Annotated in this window: 17 tRNA genes; all 17 read left to right on the forward strand. The window is 52.8% G+C overall.

Annotated features, from left to right (window positions below):
• Positions 1–83 precede the first annotated feature (83 nt).
• Positions 84–156, forward strand: a tRNA-Val gene (locus QOS10_RS09265).
• A 2-nt stretch (positions 157–158) separates the two neighbouring features.
• A tRNA-Lys gene (locus QOS10_RS09270) sits at positions 159–231 on the forward strand.
• A 44-nt stretch (positions 232–275) separates the two neighbouring features.
• Positions 276–348, forward strand: a tRNA-Thr gene (locus QOS10_RS09275).
• Positions 349–356: 8 nt separating this feature from the next.
• Positions 357–428: transfer RNA gene (locus QOS10_RS09280), tRNA-Gly, on the forward strand.
• A gap of 16 nt (positions 429–444) precedes the next feature.
• Positions 445–530 (forward strand) — tRNA-Leu (locus QOS10_RS09285).
• 5 nt (positions 531–535) lie between these two features.
• Positions 536–609: transfer RNA gene (locus tag QOS10_RS09290), tRNA-Arg, on the forward strand.
• Positions 610–615: 6 nt separating this feature from the next.
• Positions 616–689, forward strand: a tRNA-Pro gene (locus QOS10_RS09295).
• Positions 690–712: 23 nt separating this feature from the next.
• Positions 713–786, forward strand: a tRNA-Met gene (locus QOS10_RS09300).
• 16 nt (positions 787–802) lie between these two features.
• A tRNA-Ile gene (locus QOS10_RS09305) sits at positions 803–876 on the forward strand.
• A 31-nt stretch (positions 877–907) separates the two neighbouring features.
• Positions 908–995 (forward strand) — tRNA-Ser (locus QOS10_RS09310).
• A gap of 8 nt (positions 996–1,003) precedes the next feature.
• Positions 1,004–1,077 (forward strand) — tRNA-Met (locus tag QOS10_RS09315).
• Between the two features lie 4 nt (positions 1,078–1,081).
• Positions 1,082–1,156, forward strand: a tRNA-Asp gene (locus QOS10_RS09320).
• A gap of 9 nt (positions 1,157–1,165) precedes the next feature.
• Positions 1,166–1,238 (forward strand) — tRNA-Phe (locus QOS10_RS09325).
• A 19-nt stretch (positions 1,239–1,257) separates the two neighbouring features.
• A tRNA-Gly gene (locus tag QOS10_RS09330) sits at positions 1,258–1,328 on the forward strand.
• Between the two features lie 5 nt (positions 1,329–1,333).
• Positions 1,334–1,408: transfer RNA gene (locus tag QOS10_RS09335), tRNA-Ile, on the forward strand.
• Between the two features lie 2 nt (positions 1,409–1,410).
• A tRNA-Ser gene (locus tag QOS10_RS09340) sits at positions 1,411–1,499 on the forward strand.
• Between the two features lie 4 nt (positions 1,500–1,503).
• Positions 1,504–1,575, forward strand: a tRNA-Glu gene (locus tag QOS10_RS09345).
• Position 1,576 lies beyond the last annotated feature (1 nt).

Genomic DNA, 1,576 nt, shown 5'->3' on the forward strand with positions numbered 1-1,576 from the left:
GAACACAGAAGTTAAGCTTCAACACGCCGAAAGTAGTTGGGGGATCGCTCCCTGCGAGGATAGGACGTTGCCACGCGGTTTTTGGAGGATTAGCTCAGTTGGGAGAGCGTCTGCCTTACAAGCAGAGGGTCACAGGTTCGAGCCCTGTATCCTCCATTGAGCCGTTAGCTCAGTCGGTAGAGCATCTGACTTTTAATCAGAGGGTCGTGGGTTCGATCCCCACACGGCTCATTGCCAAACAGCTATCGGTTTGGTATAATAATAGTGTTGTCCATGCCGACTTAGCTCAGTTGGCAGAGCATCTGTCTTGTAAACAGAGGGTCGGAGGTTCGAATCCTCTAGTCGGCACTAAATATGCGGAAGTAGTTCAGTGGTAGAACATCACCTTGCCATGGTGGGGGTCGCGGGTTCGAATCCCGTCTTCCGCTTCGCCAATTCTATAATGCCGGGGTGGCGGAATTGGCAGACGCACGGGACTTAAAATCCCGCGGTTAGTGATAACCGTACCGGTTCGATCCCGGTCCTCGGCACTTATGCACCCATAGCGCAATTGGATAGAGTGTCTGACTACGAATCAGAAGGTTGAAGGTTCGACTCCTTCTGGGTGCATTTTTTCGGGAAATAGCTCAGCTTGGTAGAGCACCTGGTTTGGGACCAGGGGGTCGCAGGTTCGAATCCTGTTTTCCCGACTTACTAATTTAATATTAGTTTTCGCGGTGTAGCTCAGCTGGCTAGAGCGTCCGGTTCATACCCGGGAGGTCGAGGGTTCGATTCCCCCCGCCGCGATTTGCCTGGCTGTTTTGGACCTTTAGCTCAGTTGGTTAGAGCAAGCGGCTCATAACCGCCCGGTCGTAGGTTCGAGTCCTACAAGGTCCATCAATTGTTTGGTGAACTCATTTCACATCATGGAGGATTACCCAAGTGGCTGAAGGGGGCGGTCTTGAAAACCGCTAGGCCGTGAGAGCGACGCGAGGGTTCGAATCCCTCATCCTCCTTTTGTTATCGCGGGGTAGAGCAGTCTGGTAGCTCGTCGGGCTCATAACCCGGAGGTCGTTGGTTCAAATCCAGCCCCCGCAATTTTGGTCCGTTGGTCTAGTTGGTTTAGGACGCATCCCTGTCACGGATGAGATCACGAGTTCGAGTCTCGTACGGACCGCTTTAAGTTGGCTCGGTAGCTCAGTTGGTAGAGCAACGGATTGAAGCTCCGTGTGTCGGCGGTTCGATTCCGTCCCGCGCCATTAAACATGTTAATATATTGCGGGTATAGTTTAGTGGTAAAACCACAGCCTTCCAAGCTGTTGTCGCGAGTTCGATTCTCGTTACCCGCTTTTATGGGCCTATAGCTCAGCTGGTTTAGAGCGCACGCCTGATAAGCGTGAGGTCGATGGTTCAAGTCCATTTAGGCCCATTGGAGAATTACTCAAGTTGGCTGAAGAGGCGCCCCTGCTAAGGGTGTAGGTCGCGAAAGCGGCGCGAGGGTTCGAATCCCTCATTCTCCGTTATGACCCGTTAGTCAAGTGGTTAAGACACCAGCCTTTCACGCTGGTATCGTGGGTTCAAATCCCGCACGGGTCAC

It is taken from the genome of Limosilactobacillus galli (assembly GCF_947381495.1).
In the GTDB taxonomy this organism is placed as follows: Bacteria; Bacillota; Bacilli; order Lactobacillales; family Lactobacillaceae; genus Limosilactobacillus; species Limosilactobacillus galli.